This window comes from Streptomyces sp. BJ20 (genome assembly GCF_022869105.1).
Classification (GTDB): Bacteria; Actinomycetota; Actinomycetes; order Streptomycetales; family Streptomycetaceae; genus Streptomyces; species Streptomyces griseoincarnatus.
Window position 1 is genome coordinate 4,261,568 of sequence record NZ_CP094918.1, and the last position, 17,496, is coordinate 4,279,063.

Genomic DNA, 17,496 nt, shown 5'->3' on the forward strand with positions numbered 1-17,496 from the left:
GCGGACGTCAGATACGTCCGCCGGTCATCCGGGTCAGAGGGCCGTGGGTGTGCCGTTCGGCGCGGCGGCCCACCGCGTAGGAGGCGGCGGTCAGCGCGGTCAGTCCGGCGGCCGCGCCCGCGGCGACCAGCCTGCGGTTGGCGATGACCGTCCAGGCGGTCTTGGCGCCCGAGGCGACCTGCCCGGATGCGGTGACGACGGCGCGGCGGCCCGCCTCCACGCCCTTCACCGCGGACTGGGCGGCGCCGTTCGCCGCGCGGGCGGCGCGCTCGGTGCCGGACGCGGCGGCCGACGCGGCGTCAGACGCCTTGGCCGCCGCGCCGTCGGCGGCGCTCTTCGCCGACGCGGTCGCCTTGTCGGTGGCCTTGTCGGCGGTCGAGGCGGCCTTGGACGCCGTGGACCCGGCGGTCGAGGTCTTCCGGTTCGCGTTCTTGTTCTGTTCGGTCATGGACACCGGTTTGCCGCAAGGCCGGTCGGCAAACACATCGGTGACGAGGCGCTGCTCACGGTCGCGCACTGCCAACAGGGCGGGCACGGCGCGGGCTTGAGATTCCCGGCCGGGAGCGGGCTGTGCCGGGGTTCCGGGGGTAGAAGAAGGACGGCACGCACACGCCGACGCCTACCGAGAGGAGTCGCCATGCCCGGCATGGTGGAGCGCATCAAGCAGTTCGCCCGGAGCCCGCAGGGGCGCCGCGCGGCCGAGCAGGTCCGACGGGCCGCGGCCGACCCTCGGAAGCGGGCGCAGGCCCAGCGGCTGCTGGGACGGCTGCGCGGCGGACGGCGCTGAGCCGACCCCGGGCCTGACGGTTCCTCGCGCGTCCGCGCGGACCGCAGGCCGACGACCGGAAAGGACTCCATGAACGAATCGTCGGTCCGCACCGTGGGCTGGGCACGCTCCCTGCCGATGGGGCAGGGGGTGAAGGCGGCCCGTGACTGGGCGCAGGAGCACCTCGCCTCCCTGGGGTGGGACGAGACCGCGCCCGATACCGTCCACTCCGTGCTGCTCACGGTGTCGGAGCTGGTCACCAACGCGCATGTGCACGCCGGAACCGACGCGCAGCTGGTGATGGCGTGGGACACCCGCTGCCTGCACATCTCCGTGCACGACGGGTCCGCCTCCCTGCCCACGCCGCGCGAGCCGAGCGAGGAGCGGGTCGGCGGGCGCGGCATGCTGCTGGTCGACGTCCTGGCCGATACCTGGGAGGCGCGGCCCTGCCCGCACGGCAAGACGGTCACCGCCTGCTTCCGCGCTCCGGAGGCCGCCGCCGCGGTGTGATCACCCCGGCGCGGGACGCGGACCCGGCCCGGCCTACGATCGGTCGGGCCGACCCCCGCAAGGCCGCCCGCGAAGGCCGCCCGCCGCAAGGAGCCCCGCACGGTGACCGCCGCCCTGCCCCCGCACCCCGTCACGCCCGCCCTGCCGGCCCCGCACCGGCTGACCCGCACCGAGGACGGTGCACGGCTGCACGCGCTGCTGTGGACGGCGGGTCCCGGGCGCCGCGCGATCAGCAGTGCGGTCCTGGGCGGAGGCATCGGCCGGCGGGCGTGGATCCTCAACGCGCAGGTGTCGCACGGCTACCGGCGCACCGACCCCGAACGGCACCTCGCCTCCCTCGCCGCCGACGCGGGCCTGAGCGGGCCGGGGGTGGGTCTGATGACGGCGGCCGACGTGTCGGCGTACGCGCACGCGCGCGATGGGGGCGTGGAGGCGTTCGTCACAGCGGGCGTGGACGTGCGCGACTGGGCGGCGCGGCCCGGTGAGGGCGCAGAGGGGGCCCCGGAGCCGGGCACGATCAACGTCGTGGTGGCCGTGCCGGCCGCGTTGACCGACGCGGCCCTGGTGAACGCGGTGGCCACCGCGACGGAGGCGAAGGTGCAGGCTCTGGTGGAGAGCGGCCACGACTGCTCCGGCACCCCGACCGACGCGGTGTGCGTGGTCGCCGACGCCCCGGCCCCGGACCGGGAGGCGTACGCGTTCGCCGGGCCCCGGTCGCTGTGGGGCGCGCGGCTGGCGCGTGCCGTGCACCGGGCCGTGCGGGACGCCGTCGCGGAGGGCGTGCCCGGCGGTCCCGGCACGTCCGGTGTGACGCATGGAACACCAGTTCCGGGGTACTGAGCGCCTCATGGCCCGCCTCGCCGAGCAGGCAGGTTGCTTCGCAGGCACGGATGGGGGACCGTGGCCGCCGTACCTGCTGACGCCGACGAGAAAGGGGGTGGGTGCGCGGCGCGCACCTCGTTCGTGATCTCTTCCCCCGGTTCCAGCGCCGATCCGTGCCATGCGCGCGACCAGTCCGTCCCCACGTGGGACGACGCGCCATGCCCTGTTCTGGTACTGGACTCCCGCGGCCGGATCGCCGGCCGCAACCGTGCCGCCCGCCGCCTCACCGCGTCCTCCCGTGACTCCGACGTCCCGCCGTCGTGGCTGGGCGAGGCGCACCGGAGTCATGTCGCCGGCGCCCTCGACCCGACGGCGGCCACGCCGGCCGGGCTCCTCGGCGACCGCTCCTTCGAGGCCCGGCCCTCCCCCACCGGGGACGGCCATGTGGCCTGGTGGCTGTTCGACCGCACGGACCTCGTGCGGGCCCAGGAGACCGTGCGGGAGACCCGCGAGCGGGCCGATGTCACCTCCGGCCTCTTCAGCACCCTGCTGTCCTCCCTGAACGTGCCGCGCTGCGCGGAGGTGGCCGCACTGATGGCCGCCGACCACCTCGCCGAGGCCGCCGTGCTGATCACCCCGCCCGCCGGGCACCGGTACGCCGTCACCCACGCCCTGCGCGGGCGGCGGGTGGTGCAGGAGACCCGGCAGATCGACCCGCTCACCGTCCCCGGGCTCGACGAGGCCCTGCGCGGCTTCCCGCCCGTGCCGGCCCGCTGGATCAACCCGGACGCCATCCCGGCCTGGGCGATCCCCGACGGCTTCTCCGGTCCGGTCGGTTCCGTGCTGGTGACGCCGCTGCCCGGGCACGGGGTGCCCGCGGGCGCGCTGATCCTGCTGCGCTCGGACACCGAGAAGGGGTTCTCGCCCGAGGAGGAGGAGTTCGCCCGGCTGTTCGCCTCCCGCGCGGGCACCGCCCTCTCGGCGGCGCGCCTCTACGGCGAGCAGACGGCCATCACCGGCACCCTGATGCGGGAGTTGCTGCCGCCGCCGCTGAGCCGTGTGCACGGCGTCGACTACGCGGGCCGCTACCGCACCGCCATGGACCACGAGCGGGTCGGAGGCGACTTCTACGACGTCCACCCCGGCCCCGACGGGTCCGCCGAGACGTTCGTGGCGCTGGGCGACGTGGCCGGCAAAGGGCTGGACGCGGCGGTCCTCACCGGGAAGATCCGCAACACGCTGCACGCGCTGCTGCCGCTGGCCTCCGATCATCTCCGGGTGTTGCGCATGCTGAACGGCGCCCTGCTCACCTCGCACCACGCCCGGTTCGCCACCCTGGTGCTGGCGTCCGTGAAGCGGCAGGACGACGGCCCGGTGCGGCTGCGGCTCACCGGCGCCGGGCATCTGCCGCCGCTGGTGGTGCGCGCGGACGGCCGGGTCGAGGAGATGCCCACGCAGGGCACCCTCGTGGGCGCGCTGCCCGAGGTGACGGCGCGCACCGTGGAGACGGTCCTCGGCCCGGGCGACACCTGCCTGCTCTACACGGACGGCATCACCGAGGCCCGCGGTGGCCCGCTGGGCGACGAACTGTTCGGCGAGGAGCGGCTGCGGCAGGCCCTGGAGGGATGCGGCGGCATGCCGGGCGAGGCGATGGCGGAACACGTACAGATGCTGGCCGCGCAGTGGCTGGAGCCGGGCAGCCGCCACGACGACATGGCCGTCGTGGCCATCACCGCCCCGCGGAACGGCGGCCCGGCGGGCGACCGCGCGCCGGCCGGTGCCGACGGATGACGAGCACGGAGGCAGGCATGAGCGGCGGCCCCCGGGCCTCGGCCGGCGAACTCGGCGAGGCGTTGTGGAAGGCGGTGATCGACGGCGACGAGTACGACGCCGTCGACGTCGTCCGCGGCGCCCTGGCCGGGGGCTGGCAGGAGGAGGACCTGCTGCTGGACGTGGTCGCGGCGGTACAGGCTCGGATCGGCCTGGAGTGGGCCGCCGACCGCATCACCGTCGCCCAGGAGCACGCGGCGACGGCGATCAACGAGCGGGTGATCACCGCCCTGGTGCACAACGACTCCGGCAGGCGTCCCGAGGCCGTCCGGGGCCGGGTCACGGTGAGCTGCGTCGACGGCGAATGGCACGCGTTCCCCGCGCGCCTCGTCGCCGAGACGCTGCGGCTGCGCGGCTGGCAGGTCGACTACCTCGGCGCCCAGACGCCGACCCCGCATCTGGTCGCGCACCAGCACCACACCAACTCCGACGCCGTGCTGCTCTCCGGTTCGATCCCCACGCACCTGCCGCGGGCGCACACCGCGATCAACGCCTGCCGGTCCGTGGGCGTGCCGGTGGTGGCGGGCGGCCGGGCGTTCGGCGTGGACGGGCGGTACGCGCGGGCCCTGGGCGCCGACGCATGGGCCCCGGACGCCCGGGGCGCCGCGGCCGTGCTGGAGGCCGGGCTCGCGCGACCGACGAACGTCCGGCAGGCTGTCGACGACCTGCCGCACCTGGCCGACCAGGAGTACAGCATGGTCGTCCAGTCGCGCGGCCGGCTGGTCAAGGAGACGCTGGCCGAGATGGAGCGGCGCTTCCCGCCGATGCGGGAGTACAGCGACGCGCAGCGGGAGCGCACGGCCGAGGATCTGGCGCACGTCGTCGACTTCCTCGCGACCGCCCTCTACGTCGACGCCGTCGAGGTGTTCACCGAGTTCCTGGGCTGGACGGCGGACGTGCTGTCCGCGCGGAACGTCCCCCCGCACTCCCTGGTGACCGGCCTGGACATCCTCACCGACCGTCTGCACGACTTCCCGCGAGCCCTGGCCGTCATCCGCGCGGGCGCCGCCCGTCTCACGGACAGGACCGACCCGGCGGTCACGGACACGGTGGTCTGAAGCGGGGAGCGCCCTCCTGCTCCCCCCGCTTCACGTCACCCGCGGCGCCCCAGCGCTCCCGCCAGCCCGCGCAGCACCGCGCTGCGTCCGCGGTCCGGGACCGTCCAGAGGGGCTGGCCGCGGACGCCCCAGCGTTCCAGCAGGGCGTTGGCGGCGAGAAAGCCGGTGGTCGCCGCGCGTTCCATCAGGGCGACCGGCAGGGAGGTGCGGACCAGGTCGCCCGCCACCATCAGGCCCGGGTCGGGCGTGCGGACCGTGGGGCGGTCCTCGTATCCGCCCACGGGGAAGAGCGGGCAGTCGGTGCCCCACTCGTGGCGGGCGTCGACGATCCCGGCCCCGCGGGTCTCCGGGTAGATGCGGTGCAACTGGTCGAGCAGCCGCTTCTGTTCGACCTCCGGTGCCGCCTCCGGGGGCAGGGCGTAGGCGTGCAGCTCGACGACGGAGCCGCCGGTGCGCGCGGCCCAGCGGGCGGCCTCGTCCTCGTACCGTTCGAGGACGCTCACGTTGTCGAGGGCGCCGTAGCCGCCGGTGCCGAGGAAGCCGGGCCGGTCGGGGGCGACCGGGCGGTCCAGCCAGAGGCGGGAGACCAGGAACGGCGGGGCGTTGCGCAGCCGGGCGGTCCGCTCCCGCCAGGGGGTGTCGCCGAGCAGGGGGGAGCGGTCGACGAGGGCGCGGAGTCCGACGGCGTCCAGGGCGAGTACCACGGTGTCGTGGCGCCGCGCCTCCCGGTCGGTGGCGACCTCGTACCCGCCGTCGTCCAGGGGTTCGACGTGCTCGACGGGGGTGGAGGTGCGCAGGTCCGCGCCGTGCCGCTCGAGCAGGGCGGCGAGCGGTTCCCACAGGGCCGTGGGGAAGGGCGCGGTGGGCACGTCGAACAGCAGGCCCTCGGAGGAGCCGAGGAAGTAGATGTGGAACATCAGCGCCATCTCGGCCGCCGACAGCAGGCGGGGGTCGGCGAAGAAGCTGCGGGAGAACACCTCGAAGGCCAGGTGCCGGGCGCTCTCCGGGAAGCGGACCGCGTCGAGGAAGTCGTGCGCGCTGACCGCGTCGAGGCGTGCGTAGATGTCGGGCACGCGGACGTCGAGCAGGGGCAGCGCGGCCGCCGCGTTCATCCGGGGCAGGTCGCGCAGCGGGAAGGACGGGCTGAGCGCGGCGAAGCCGATCGCGCTCCACGGCGGGGTGCGGGGCACGTGCCGGAAGCTGTCGTGCATGCCGTCGCTGTGCCGCAGCGGGTAGTCGGGCAGCGGGGTGAGGCGCTCCAGGGCGGGGTCGGTACGGCGGAGCAGGCCGCGCAGGTTGTAGTACTGCCGGAAGAAGGCGTGGAAGCCGCGGCTCATGGTCGCGGGCGTGCCGTCGCTGAGGTCGACCGGCCAGCCGCCGACGCGGCCGCCGAGGTAGGGGCGGGCCTCGTAGAGGGTGACGTCGACGCCGCGTTCGGCGAGGGCGGTGGCGGCGGCCAGTCCGCCGATGCCGCCGCCGACGACGGCGGTGCTGGGCCTGCGGTCGCCGTCGGCGCGCGGCGCGCCCGGCGCGGGCATGATCACGCGGGCGCGGCGGTCACGGCCGCGGCGGGCGGCGGCCGGGCGGGGCGGCCGGGTCATCGCGCGGTCTCCGTCCTGGTGGGGCGGCGCCCGGTGAAGGTGTGGGTGATGCCGGTCTGCCAGCCGGGCAGCGGCAGGCGGCGCACACTGGTGAAGCCGTTCGCCCGCAGGCGGTCGGCGAACCGGTCGGCGGTGTCGAACCCGACGACGCTGCGCCACAGATGGCGGTAGAGGTCGCCGTCCCCGAGCAGGGTCGCGACCGGCTGGACGACGCCCCGGCAGACCAGCGTCCACACGGCTCGGTCGGTGCGGCGGCCACCGAGGGTGTATTCGTGCACGGCGAGACGTCCGCCGGGCGCGAGCAGGCCGTGCACGGTGCGCAGCACGGCGTCGGGGTCGGTGACGTTGCGGAACAGGTAGGCGGCGAAGACCGCGTCGAAGGGCCCGGTGACCCCGGCCTCGGCGAGCCGCTCGGCGGGCGCGTGGGTGAACGTGACGTTCGGCGGCCAGGTCTTGGCGGCGGCCCGCTCCAGCATGCCGGCGGAGGCGTCCACGGCGGTGATGTCGGCGCTCGGCAGCACCTCGGCGAGCGCTCCGGTGGAGGCGCCGGTGCCACAGCCGAGGTCGAGCACGCGCAGCCCCTCGCCGCCGCGGGGCAGGCCCAGGCGGCGTGCCGAGCGGCGCAGATGGGCGTGGTAGCCGGGGTTGGCGGCGACGAGGGTGTCGTAGCTGCGGGCGGCGTGGTCGAAGGCGGCGGCGAGGTGCTCGTCGCGCAGGAGGGTCATGGGGTCTCCGGGGTGGCAGGGGCGGGGCACGTCGGGGGGTTCAGGGGCCGTTCGTAGGGGCGGCGGGGCAGGCCGGGCAGTTCCAGCGCGGAGCGGAGCATCGGGCCGACCGGGGCGTGCAGGCCGACGGCGAGGTCCTCGTGGAGGCGGGTGTCGCCGTCGAGGAACCGCAGCAGCCGCCGCATGGGGACGCGGTCGAACAGGCGGCAGAACAGGGCGGGTCCGTCGGCGCGCCCGCCGGCCAGGGCGCGCAGCAGCACGGCGTCCATGGCCCGGGAGCGGGCCGAGTGGGCGGGCGGCGGCACCGGACGGCGGCCCTCGCGGATCGCGGCTGCGACGGCGCGGGTCTGGCGCTGGAGGCCGGCGAAGGTGTAGCCGGTGGAGGGGCGGGTGGCGCCGCCTGCCGCGCCGATGCGGAACACGGACTGGCCGGTCCGGCGGGGCATCACCGCGTCGGTCATCGGGATGACGCCCGTCTCGGTGGACAGCACCTCGAGCTCGCCCAGCCGGAGCACGTCGTCGGTGTAGTGGCGTACGGCGGCCTCGTAGGCGTCGGGGGTGAGGGGGCGGGGGGAGAACTCGGTGTACTCCACCAGGGCGTCGTGCCGGCCGAGGGGCAGCACGTAGCCGAAGGACAGGCCGTCGGCGGGCTGCGGGGTGCGGAAGTCCATGAGTTCGGCGGTGCCGGGGGCGAAGGCGGGCCGGGCGGTGCGCACGAACCAGCCGTGGAAGTGCTGGAGCAACGTGGTGCGGGCGGCGGGCAGGCTGCCGGGCGGGCGTGAGTCGAACACCCAGCGGGCGCCCACGACACGGGGGTCGCCGTCGCGGTCGCGCAGCCGCACCAGCGCTCCCCCGGGCACGTCCTCCACGGTGTCGACGGTGCCCTCGACACGCCGTACCCCGTCGCGGCCGGCCAGGTCGCGGGCGACGAGGTGCTCGAAGTCGTCGGAGCGGATCATCTTGTAGCGCAGCGGCGCGATGTCCCCGTCGATGGGGCGGCCTCCCCGGTCGCGGACGCGCAGGCTCCGCCAGGACGCGGTGACGGCGGCGTCGAAGCGGCCGGGGCCCGCCTCCCAGAAGCACCAGGTGCGTCGCGGCGGTCGCAGCGGTCCGGGCGGCGCGTCCAGCAGGACCACGGACGGCGCCCGGCGCCCGCTGCCGGGACCGGCCAGCCGGTGGGCGAGGGACAGCCCGGCCGCCCCCGCCCCGACGATCGCGACGTCCGCCTCCAGCACGCCGGCACCACCCTCCTCGGTACGAGTCCGTGCGGATCCGCACGGCCGGTTGTCTTCGTCCGTGTGCCCGCGCGGATCCGGGTCACTCGGACGTGAGACGACGGGCGCGACCGGGAAGGCATGCGCCGGTCGTCCGGCGTACCGGAACGATGCGCGTGCCGACGAGAGGAAGACACCGGATGCTCCCGACTGGGGCCAAGAGACACCGCGCGACGATGCCGTCGCGCGCGCCGCGCCCGGCCCGTCCGCCCGGACCCACCGTCCGGGTGCGGTCCGTCCGGGTGCCGTCCGTGAGCGTGACGGCGGACACCGTGTGCGGGTGCGCGGCAGGAGCGGGGGCCGGGCGGTGACCCGTACCGTTCCGGGGCGCACGGACCATGTCGTCGTCGTGGGAGCCGGCCTCGCCGGTCTGTCGGCGGCGCTGCACCTGCTGGGCGCGGGCCGGCGCGTCACCGTCGTCGAGCGGGACGGGCTGCCGGGCGGGCGCGCCGGGCGGCTGGAGCTGGACGGGTACCGGATCGACACCGGGCCCACCGTGCTGACCATGCCCGACCTGGCGGACGAGCCGTTCGCCGCGGTCGGCGACAGTCTGCGCAAGCGGGTCGAGCTGGTACCGCTGCACCCCGCCTACCGGGCGCGGTTCGCCGACGGCAGCAGCCTCGACGTGCACACCCGGGCGGAGCCGATGGCCGCCGAGGTGGAGCGGTTCGCCGGGGCAAGGGAGGCGGCGGGCTACCTGCGGATGCGGGAGTGGCTGGAACGGCTGTACCGGGCACAGATGCGCCGGTTCATCGACGCGAACTTCGACTCGCCCCTCGGCCTGCTCCATCCCGACCTGGCGCGGCTGGCGGCGCTGGGCGGCTTCGGGCGGTTGGACGCCCGCATCGGGAGCTTCCTGAAGGACGAGCGGCTGCGCCGGGTCTTCTCCTTCCAGGCGCTGTACGCGGGCGTGCCGCCGGCGCGGGCGCTGGCCGCGTACGCGGTGATCGCCTACATGGACACCGTCGCCGGGGTGTACTTCCCGCGCGGCGGGATGCACGCGTTGCCGCAGGCGATGGCGGACGCCGCCGCCGACGCGGGCGCGGACCTGCGCTTCGGGCGGGAGGTGACCCGGCTGGAGCGTTCCGGCGGCCGGGTGACGGCGGTGGTCGCGGGCGAGGAGCGGACCCCTTGCGACGCGGTCGTCCTCACGCCCGACCTCCCCGTCACGTACCGTCTGCTGGGCGGGGCGCCCCGCCGTCCGGTGCGGCTGAGGCACTCGCCGTCGGCGGTGGTGCTGCATCTGGGCACCGACCGGACCTGGCCCGAACTGGCGCACCACACGATCTCCTTCGGTGAGGCGTGGCGCGGGACGTTCGACGAGCTGACCCGGGCCGGGCGGCTGATGAGCGACCCGTCGCTGCTGATCACCCGGCCCACCGCCACCGACCCGTCGCTCGCGCCGCCGGGCCGCCATCTGCATTACGTCCTCGCGCCCTGCCCGAACACCGACATCGGGCCGGGCGCCGCCGAGTGGACGGACCTGGCGCCGCGCTACCGGGACACTGTGCTGCGGACGCTGGAGGGGCGCGGTCTGACCGGGCTGGCCTCCGCGATCGAGACGGAATGCGTGGTCACGCCCGCCGACTGGACCGCGCAGGGGCACGCGGCCGGTACGCCGTTCGCCACCGCCCACACCTTCGCCCAGACGGGCCCGTTCCGGCCCCGCAACCTGGTGCGCTCCGCCGGGAACGCGGTGCTGGCCGGCTGCGGCACCACCCCCGGCGTCGGCGTGCCGACCGTGCTGCTGTCCGGGAAGCTGGCAGCGGCGCGCATCACCGGCGCCGGCGGCCCCGTCGGACGCGCGTCCACCTCGTCTTCCGCCCAGGAGGCCCTGCATGACCGAGCGTGAACTGGACGCGGCGGGGATCACCGATCCGGTGCTCCGCGAGGCGTACGACCACTGCCGGCGGCTCAACGCCCGGCACGGCCGGACGTACTTCCTCGCCACCCGGCTGCTGCCCGTGGAGCGGCGGCCCGCCGTGCACGCGCTGTACGGCTTCGCCCGCTGGGCGGACGACATCGTCGACGCGCTCGGCACCGGCGCGGACACCGCCCGCCGGGACGCCGAACTGGCGGCGCTGGAACGGGAGCTGGCCAAGGGGCTGCGGGACGGGGAGAGCGCCGAGCCGGTGGTGCGGGCGCTCGCCGACACGGCCCGGCGGTACGGCATCGACCACGCCCACTTCGCCGACTTCATGACCGCCATGCGGTCCGACCTGGTGGTCACCGACTACGCCGACTACGCGGCCCTGCGGCGGTACATGCACGGGTCGGCGGCGGTGATCGGGCTGCAGATGCTGCCCGTCCTCGGCACGGTCACCGACCGCGGTACGGCCGCCCCGCACGCGGCGGCCCTCGGCGTCGCCTTCCAGCTGACCAACTTCCTGCGGGACGTGGGAGAGGACCTGGACCGGGGGCGGGTGTACCTGCCGGCCGATCTGCTCGCCGCGCACGGTGTCGACCGGGAGCGGCTGCGGTGGAGCCGGGACACGGGCCGCCGTGACCCGCGCATCACCTCGGCGCTGCGCGCGTTCGAGCGGCTGACGCGGGGCGTGTACCGGCAGGCGGCCCCGGGCCTCGCGATGCTCGAACCGGTGTCCCGCCCCTGCATCCGCACCGCTTTCGTGCTGTACGGCGGAATCCTGGACGCGGTCGCCGAGGACGGGTACGCGGTGCTGCACCGGCGGTCGGTGGTGCCGCGCAGGCGGCGCGCCGTGGTGGCCGCGGACGGGCTGGCCCGGGTGGCCGCGGCGCGGCTGCGGGCCCGGTCGGCCGCCGCCCGTGGAACCGAACGGGCTCCGCTGACGGCGCCGGAGCCGGTGGAGCCGCGGATGGTCGAGGAGGTCGCGTGATGGCGGGTGACGGACGACGGCGGCGGCTGCCGCTCTCCCTGCGCCGCAACGCGGTGGCGTGGGAACGGCAGCGCCCCACCTGGCGGGACGCCAAGCCCGCCCTGATCGCCGGCGCGTTGAAGCGGGCGCAGGCCCGCCCGTCGGGCAACTGGTACGTCGTGGGGTCCTCCCGCGACGTCGGCGGCGACCGTCCGCTGGGCCGGACGGTCGCGGGACAGGAAGTGGTGGTCTGGCGCGACACGGGCGGCCGCGTCGTCGCCGGGCCGGGTGTGTGCCCGCATCTGGGCGCGCCGCTGCGGGACAGCCCGGTGCGCTGCGGCACGCTCGTCTGCCACTGGCACGGACTGTCCCTGGACGGCGGGCCGTTCGCCGGCTGGGAGCCGTTCCCCGCGTACGACGACGGGGTGCTGGTGTGGGTACGGCTGGACGCGGTGGGCGGCGAGGAGCCGCTCGACGCGCCGGTGGTGCCGAGCCGCCCGGTGCCGGCGCGCGCCCTGACGGCGGTGTACGCGGGCGTGGGCGTCTGCGAGCCGGAGGACGTCGTGGCGAACCGGCTCGACCCCTGGCACGGGGCCTGGTTCCACCCGTACTCGTTCGTCGACCTCACGGTGGCGGACACGCCGGAGAGCGCGGGCGAGGACGCGTTCGCCGTGGACGTGTCGTTCAAGGTGGCGGGCCGCCTGGTGGTACCGGTCCGGGCGGTCTTCACGGCTCCGGAGCCGCGCACGGTCGTCATGCACATCACGGAGGGCGAGGGGGTCGGCTCCGTGGTCGAGACGCACGCCACTCCCCTGGGCCCGGACGCCTCCGGCCGGCCGCGCACGGCGGTGGTCGAGGCGGTGGTCGCGGCCTCGGACCGCCGCGGCTTCGCCCTGGCCCGAGCCGCGGCGCCCGTCCTGCGCCCCCTGGTCCGCGCCGCCTCCGGCCGCCTCTGGCGTGACGACCTGGCCTACGCGGAACGCCGCTGGGCGCTCCGCTCGACGGGACGGTTCCCGGGGGCGTGACCGTCCGGCCCGCCCGGTGAGGACACCGTCCGGGCCGGACGACGGCAGCTTCGCCGCGCGAGCGAGCGGCGGCCTGGTCCGGCTGACGGCGCCGGGCCGGGGCCCCGAGGATTCCGGTGCACAGGGTCGACGGGCGAGGGAGCCACGCCGAACGAAGCGCCACGCCGACCGGGGGATGTCCGCCCTTCGGCCCGCGCCGGCACCCTGCTGTGCATCCGCCCGACGGCGGGGCCCAGTCCCTCCTGCTCCGGTCGTTCAGCCCGGAGCCCACTCGGCACTCGCCGGCGGAGGGGACGGGTCGCGCGGGTGGGCCGCGGACCGTGCGCCTCCGCTCGGTCGGGCAGGCGCCACGGTGTCCCGCGCGACCCCGGCGAGCGGCGCGCCGGCGCCTCGCCCCGCACCCGGGGCGCCCACGGCGCGGTGCGGACCCTGTCCACGGGGCCGCCCGCGCCGCGCACGTCAGAGCCGTACCGGCCCGGGCGGCGCGCCGAGACCGCGTCTCAGCTCGGCCTCGCCGCCTCCGAGTCCGCCCTGCCGCCTCCGCCCAGGAGGTCCGTGTGGGTCAGGGAGGAACGCGCCTCGATGCGGGGGAGGTAGTGGCGGGTCGCCCTGGTGACCACGGCCGGCATGGCGGCCCGTACCGGCTGGGCGAGGCGGAGCCAGCGCGGGTAGTAGACCGCCGTGCTGCGGCGTTCCACCGCCTGGGCGAGGCGGGCCGCCGCACGGTCCGGCGGGTACACGTCCCGCACCGGCCACGGCATGTGCCCCCGCAGTTCCTGCATCACGCCGTGGCGGTCGGCGTCCTCGATCAGGTCGGTGCGGATCCAGGTGAGGTAGCCGAGACCGACCGTCACGCCGAGGTGGGCGACCTCCGCGCGCAGGGAGTGGGCGAAGGCCTCCGCACCCGCCTTGGAGGCACAGTACGCGCTCATCATCGGGGCGGCGCCGATGGCCGCGAGAGAGGCGACCTGGAGGTAATGGCCCTTGGCCGCCGTGAGGTCGGGCAGGAAGGTGCGGGCGGTGTTCGCGCTGCCGGTGAGGTTGACGTCGACGATCCGCCCCCACCGCGCCGGGTCGGAGTCGGCGAACGGCCCGGCGTCCGCCACGGCCGCGTTGGCGACGACGACGGACGGTGTGCCGAGCCCGGTCCGTACCGCGTCCGCCGCCTGCTCCAGCGCCGCGTCGTCCGTGACGTCGACCTCGTACGCGAGGGCGGGGGCGGGCAGGTCGTCGGCGAGCTGCCGCAGCCGGTCGCCCTCGTGGCCGAGCAGCGCCACCCGCATGCCGCGTGCGGCGAGTTCGCGGGCGAGGCCGGCACCGATGCCGCGTGCGGCCCCCGTGACCACGGCGGTGCGTCCGCCCAGCGGGCCGTCGCTCATCCCCCGTCCCCGCCGGTGATCTGCGGGTCGACGTCCGGGCGGGCGGTGTGGTGCGGGTGACCCGCGGTCCTGCGGGCCTCCTTCATCTCCGCCTCGAAGAGGTGGTCGCGGCCGTCGGCCAGCTCCTCCACCGCGGCCTGCTCCAGCTCCCGGAACGGCCGGTAGTACGTGTGGTCGTACGCCTCGACGATCTGGAACGTCCAGTGGCCGGGGATGACGTTGCGGCCCAGCACCTGGGTGCGGACGGCCTCCGCCCAGTCCGGGTGCCCGGCCTTGTGCAGCAGTTCCACGGCCCGGTCGAGCTCCAGGTCGGCGGTACCGGTGAGCTGGTGGAAGCTGTAGAGGTGGCCGCGGGCCCGTTCGGTGGTCTCCAGTGCCTTCGACAGCGATCCCAGCGCCTCGACCGTCTCGTCGCTCAGGCCCTCGGGGCGCTGGTGCCGACGGTCGGGGCCGTCGTCGGGCCGTCCGTTCCGTCCGCTCATCGTCTCGCCTCCTTCTGAGGTCGGTCGTCCGTCGGGCCGGGGGTCGGCCGGACGGGGTTCACGCCGGGCGCCCGCCCCGGTCGGGCTGCCGGTGTCCGGTGCGGTCGCGGTGGGCCAGCAGCCGCTGGGCGGCGGCCAGACCGGGCGCGAAGGACGGGCGCAGCGCGGCCCGGGCGGCGTTGGCGCCGGGCGCGCCGTGCACACCGCCGCCCGGGTGGGCGCCGGCGGAGGCCAGGTACAGGCCCTTGACGGGGGTCTCGGGACGCCCGGTGCCGGGGGCCGGCCGGAAGAAGAGCTGCTGGTGCATGGCGGCGGTGCCGCCGTTGATGGCGCCGCCGTGCAGGTTGCGGTCGAGGTTCTGGAGCGTGGGCGGGGCGAGGATCCGCCGGGCCCGGACGCGGTCGCGGAAGCCGGGCGCGAAGCGCTCCACATGGGCCTCGACGCGGTCGGCCATGCGTTCCTGCTCGTCCTTGTCCCAGGAGCCGGTGATCCCGTCGTCGCCCGCGTCCCCGACGACCCGGTGCGGGACGTGGGTGTAGGCCCAGGCGGACTCGGTGCCTGCCGGGGAGCGGGTCGGGTCGGAGGTGGTCATCTGCCCGAACAGGGAGAACGGGCGGTCGGGCACCCGGCCCATGGCGAGCTGGGCGGCGAAGCGGGTGAGTTCGTCGAGCCCGTCGGCGAGGTGCACGGTCCCGGCTCCTGCGGCCTGCTCGCACTGCCACGGCACCGGCCCGTCCAGCGCCCAGTCGACCTTGAAGGTGGCGAAGTCCCACTGGAAGCGTTCCAGGTCGGACAGCAGCTGCCGGGGCAGGTCCTCGGGGGCGACGAGTTCGCCGTAGAGGGCGGGGACGGACACGTCGGCGAGGACGGCACGCCGGGCGGGGACGGTCTCCCCGTCGGCGAGGCGTACGGCGAGCGCGCGCCCGTCGCGGACGACGACGCGTTCCACGTGCCGCCCGCACCGCAGCGCTCCCCCGCGTGACTCCAGGCGCCGCACGAGGGCGTCGGTGAGGGCGCCCGCGCCGCCGACCGGTACGGGGAAGCCGTAGGTCTGTCCGAGCATGGACATCAGCCAGCCGAAGCCGCCGCTGCCGGCGGCCTCGGGTGCGAGGTCGGCGTGCAGGGCGTTGCCCGCGAGCAGCAGCCCGCCGCCCTCGCCGCGGAACTCCTCCTCCGCCATGCGCCGCACGGGCAGCACGAGGGTGCGCGCCATGCGCAGCCCGCCGGTGCCGCGCAGCCGTACGGCGAGCCGCAGCCCGGAGCGGACCGGCGGGAACGGCGTGAACAGGGCGTCCAGCAGGTCGGGACGCAGGGTGTCCCACATGGAGTGCAGCCGGCGCCAGGCGTCGCCGTCCCCGGGCGCGAAGGTGTCGAGGGAGTCCGCGGTGACGTCGACGTCGCGGTCCAGGATCGCGCAGCGGCCGTCGCTCAGGGGGTGGGCGACGACGTGCGGGGCGTGGCTCCAGCGCAGTCCGTGCTCCTCCAGGCCGAGCCCGGAGACGACCGGGGATGCGGCGGCGAGCGGATAGAAGGAGCTGAACAGGTCGTTGGCGAAGTCGGGGTGGACGCCGTGGTCGTGACGCACGGCGCCGCCGGGTTCGGGCTGTTCCTCCAGGACCGTGACGCTCCAGCCGGCGTCGGCGAGCAGGTTCGCCGCGACCAGGCCGTTGGGCCCCGCGCCGATGACGACGGCGTCAGCCACGGGCGCCTCCCGCGTCGGGCTCCGGCGGCACGATCTGGCCGAGCGGCCGGCGCTCCTCCGTCTCGGCGGCCTCGGTCTCGACGAGGTGCGCGAGCCGGGCGAGCATGGCGCGGTGGCGGATCTGGATGAGCGCCTCGACTCCCACGTTGTGCAGGAAGCCGCCCGCCCCGCGCAGGGGGTGTTCGTCCACCTTGACGAGGCACCAGTCGCCCCAGGGCTGCACCTCGATGGCGATGCGGGCGGTGCCGAGCGGGCCGGCCTTGGCCTCCAGTTCCAGCACCTCGCCGGGGACGCAGCGCCGGACGACCGTCTCGTTGTGCAGCTTCAGCGGGCCGACGGGCACCTCGTAGCGGATGGCGGAGCCGAGCTGCGGCCAGTGGCCGTGCGCCGGCTTCGACTCGGACGTGCCCACCACCCAGTCCGCGTAGCGGGTGCCGTCCTCCAGCACGGACCACACGGTCCGCGGGTCGGTGCGGATCAAGCGATGACGAACCGCCACTGTTGCCTCCTGTGTCCCTGGGCGCCACCGGTCAGCTCTGAGTGCCCCGTCTGACCGCCGTCAACCGAGGAGGCGCGGCCGGACGGGTCAGGCGGCTGGGCGGGTGGGGGCCAGCGCCCAGCGGATGCCCGCGGTGACGGCGGTGCCGAGCGGGCGGACGCACAGGGCTTCGGCGGGCATGCGGGGCACCCGCAGCTCGCGGGACGCCCACGGCGGCAGCAGGGACACGGCGTTCGCGGCGAGGACGCCGTACGGCAGGCGGGCGAGCAGCGGGACGGGCGGGTCGAGCAGCAGGAACCGCGCGGTGGCCAGGGCGTCCGGGGTGGCGTGCAGCTCGTCGCGGTAGGCGGCCAGCCGCTCGGCGAGCTGCGCCCGGTTCACGGGCGGGTCGGGAACGCCGAGGGCGGTGGCGATGCGCGCCATGCCGGCGACGTACCCGTCGCAGCCGGCGTCGTCCAGCGGGCGGGCGCCGTAGCGCTGGTGGGCGCGCAGGAACATGTCGACCTCGGCGACGTGCACCCAGCACAGCAGGTGCGGGTCGGAGGCGCGGTACTCCCGGCCGTCGGGCGCGGTGCCGCGGACCGTGTCGTGGACGGCGCGCACCCGGTCGACGGCCCGCTGGGCGCTGTCGGCGGTGCCGTACGTGGTGACGGCGAGGAAGGTGCTGGTCCGCTGGAGCCGGCCCCAGGGGTCGCCGCGGAAGCCGGAGTGGGCGGCGACGGCGGCCATGGCGAGCGGGTGGAGCGACTGGAGCAGCAGGGCGGACAGACCGCCGATGAACATCGACGCGTCGCCGTGCACCCGGCGGACCGGGCTCTCGGGGGCGAACCAGCGGGGGCCCGGGGTGCCGTGGATGCGGGCGCGGTTGTCCGGACCTTCGGGTCCGGCCACCCGCGAGAAGATGGCGTGGCCGATGCGGCCGCGCAGTGCCGAGGCGGGTTCGGCGATCCGTTTCATGGTGCGCCGCACCTCCCTCGGCGTTGACGTTC

17 protein-coding genes are annotated in these 17,496 nt (G+C 76.0%); 8 read left to right on the forward strand and 9 right to left on the reverse strand.

Annotation, left to right across the window (positions count from 1 at the left end; all coding sequences use genetic code 11):
- Positions 1–7 precede the first annotated feature (7 nt).
- A complete protein-coding gene (locus tag MTR79_RS19020; protein WP_244791457.1) occupies positions 8–448 on the reverse strand; it encodes a hypothetical protein in 441 nt (146 codons plus the stop codon).
- Between the two features lie 189 nt (positions 449–637).
- Here MTR79_RS19020 and MTR79_RS19025 point away from each other — a divergent pair, with 189 nt between their 5' ends.
- The 5 genes from MTR79_RS19025 to MTR79_RS19045 all read left to right on the forward strand — a co-directional run bounded on the left by MTR79_RS19025 (position 638) and on the right by MTR79_RS19045 (position 4,986).
- Positions 638–787, forward strand: a complete 150-nt coding sequence (locus tag MTR79_RS19025; RefSeq protein WP_122213162.1) for a hypothetical protein — start codon at positions 638–640, stop codon at positions 785–787.
- A 69-nt stretch (positions 788–856) separates the two neighbouring features.
- Entirely contained in the window at positions 857–1,276 is a 420-nt protein-coding gene (locus MTR79_RS19030; RefSeq protein ID WP_048458314.1) for an ATP-binding protein, read from the forward strand.
- Positions 1,277–1,378: 102 nt separating this feature from the next.
- A complete protein-coding gene (locus MTR79_RS19035) occupies positions 1,379–2,116 on the forward strand; it encodes an adenosylcobinamide amidohydrolase (RefSeq protein WP_244791459.1) in 738 nt (245 codons plus the stop codon).
- Between the two features lie 123 nt (positions 2,117–2,239).
- Entirely contained in the window at positions 2,240–3,889 is a 1,650-nt protein-coding gene (locus MTR79_RS19040; protein WP_244791461.1) for a GAF domain-containing SpoIIE family protein phosphatase, read from the forward strand.
- 17 nt (positions 3,890–3,906) lie between these two features.
- A complete protein-coding gene (locus MTR79_RS19045; protein WP_244791463.1) occupies positions 3,907–4,986 on the forward strand; it encodes a cobalamin-dependent protein in 1,080 nt (359 codons plus the stop codon).
- Between the two features lie 35 nt (positions 4,987–5,021).
- Here MTR79_RS19045 and MTR79_RS19050 read toward each other — a convergent pair whose 3' ends face one another.
- Genes MTR79_RS19050 through MTR79_RS19060 form a run of 3 tightly spaced genes read right to left on the reverse strand, consistent with a single transcriptional unit; the run spans position 5,022 to position 8,547 of the window.
- Positions 5,022–6,587 carry an NAD(P)/FAD-dependent oxidoreductase gene (locus tag MTR79_RS19050; protein ID WP_280518341.1) on the reverse strand — a complete coding sequence of 522 codons (1,566 nt, stop codon included), beginning with the start codon at positions 6,585–6,587 and terminating at the stop codon, positions 5,022–5,024.
- The gene (locus MTR79_RS19055; protein ID WP_189365777.1) at positions 6,584–7,312 is read right to left on the reverse strand and encodes a methyltransferase domain-containing protein; all 729 of its coding nucleotides are present in this window, start codon (positions 7,310–7,312) and stop codon (positions 6,584–6,586) included. The genes MTR79_RS19050 and MTR79_RS19055 overlap by 4 nt, the downstream gene beginning before the upstream one ends.
- On the reverse strand, positions 7,309–8,547 hold the full coding sequence (locus MTR79_RS19060; protein WP_244791465.1) for a lycopene cyclase family protein: 1,239 nt from the start codon (positions 8,545–8,547) through the stop codon (positions 7,309–7,311). Before MTR79_RS19060 ends, MTR79_RS19055 begins: the two co-directional genes overlap by 4 nt.
- 346 nt (positions 8,548–8,893) lie before the next feature.
- Between MTR79_RS19060 and MTR79_RS19065 the strand changes: the two genes are divergently transcribed.
- From MTR79_RS19065 to MTR79_RS19075, 3 genes are read left to right on the forward strand one after another with little or no spacing between them, the layout of a single operon-like run.
- Positions 8,894–10,438 carry a phytoene desaturase gene (locus tag MTR79_RS19065; RefSeq protein ID WP_244791467.1) on the forward strand — a complete coding sequence of 515 codons (1,545 nt, stop codon included), beginning with the start codon at positions 8,894–8,896 and terminating at the stop codon, positions 10,436–10,438.
- A complete protein-coding gene (locus MTR79_RS19070; RefSeq protein ID WP_189365780.1) occupies positions 10,425–11,441 on the forward strand; it encodes a phytoene/squalene synthase family protein in 1,017 nt (338 codons plus the stop codon). The genes MTR79_RS19065 and MTR79_RS19070 overlap by 14 nt, the downstream gene beginning before the upstream one ends.
- A complete protein-coding gene (locus MTR79_RS19075; protein ID WP_048458307.1) occupies positions 11,441–12,445 on the forward strand; it encodes a DUF5914 domain-containing protein in 1,005 nt (334 codons plus the stop codon). Before MTR79_RS19070 ends, MTR79_RS19075 begins: the two co-directional genes overlap by 1 nt.
- A gap of 500 nt (positions 12,446–12,945) precedes the next feature.
- On the opposite strand, the gene MTR79_RS19080 is transcribed toward MTR79_RS19075, so the two are convergent.
- The 5 genes from MTR79_RS19080 to MTR79_RS19100 form a co-directional block, all read right to left on the reverse strand.
- Positions 12,946–13,824 carry an SDR family oxidoreductase gene (locus tag MTR79_RS19080; RefSeq protein WP_244791469.1) on the reverse strand — a complete coding sequence of 293 codons (879 nt, stop codon included), beginning with the start codon at positions 13,822–13,824 and terminating at the stop codon, positions 12,946–12,948.
- Positions 13,821–14,306: a hypothetical protein gene (locus tag MTR79_RS19085; protein ID WP_048458305.1), complete on the reverse strand. Its 486-nt coding sequence runs from the start codon at positions 14,304–14,306 to the stop codon at positions 13,821–13,823. The genes MTR79_RS19080 and MTR79_RS19085 overlap by 4 nt, the downstream gene beginning before the upstream one ends.
- 58 nt (positions 14,307–14,364) lie before the next feature.
- The gene (locus MTR79_RS19090) at positions 14,365–16,008 is read right to left on the reverse strand and encodes an NAD(P)/FAD-dependent oxidoreductase (RefSeq protein ID WP_244791471.1); all 1,644 of its coding nucleotides are present in this window, start codon (positions 16,006–16,008) and stop codon (positions 14,365–14,367) included.
- Positions 16,001–16,507 (reverse strand): SRPBCC family protein, encoded by a 507-nt coding sequence (locus MTR79_RS19095; RefSeq protein WP_244791473.1) that lies wholly within the window; start codon positions 16,505–16,507, stop codon positions 16,001–16,003. The genes MTR79_RS19090 and MTR79_RS19095 overlap by 8 nt, the downstream gene beginning before the upstream one ends.
- Positions 16,508–16,594: 87 nt before the next feature.
- Positions 16,595–17,464: an oxygenase MpaB family protein gene (locus tag MTR79_RS19100; RefSeq protein WP_189365785.1), complete on the reverse strand. Its 870-nt coding sequence runs from the start codon at positions 17,462–17,464 to the stop codon at positions 16,595–16,597.
- Between the last annotated feature and the right edge of the window lie 32 nt (positions 17,465–17,496).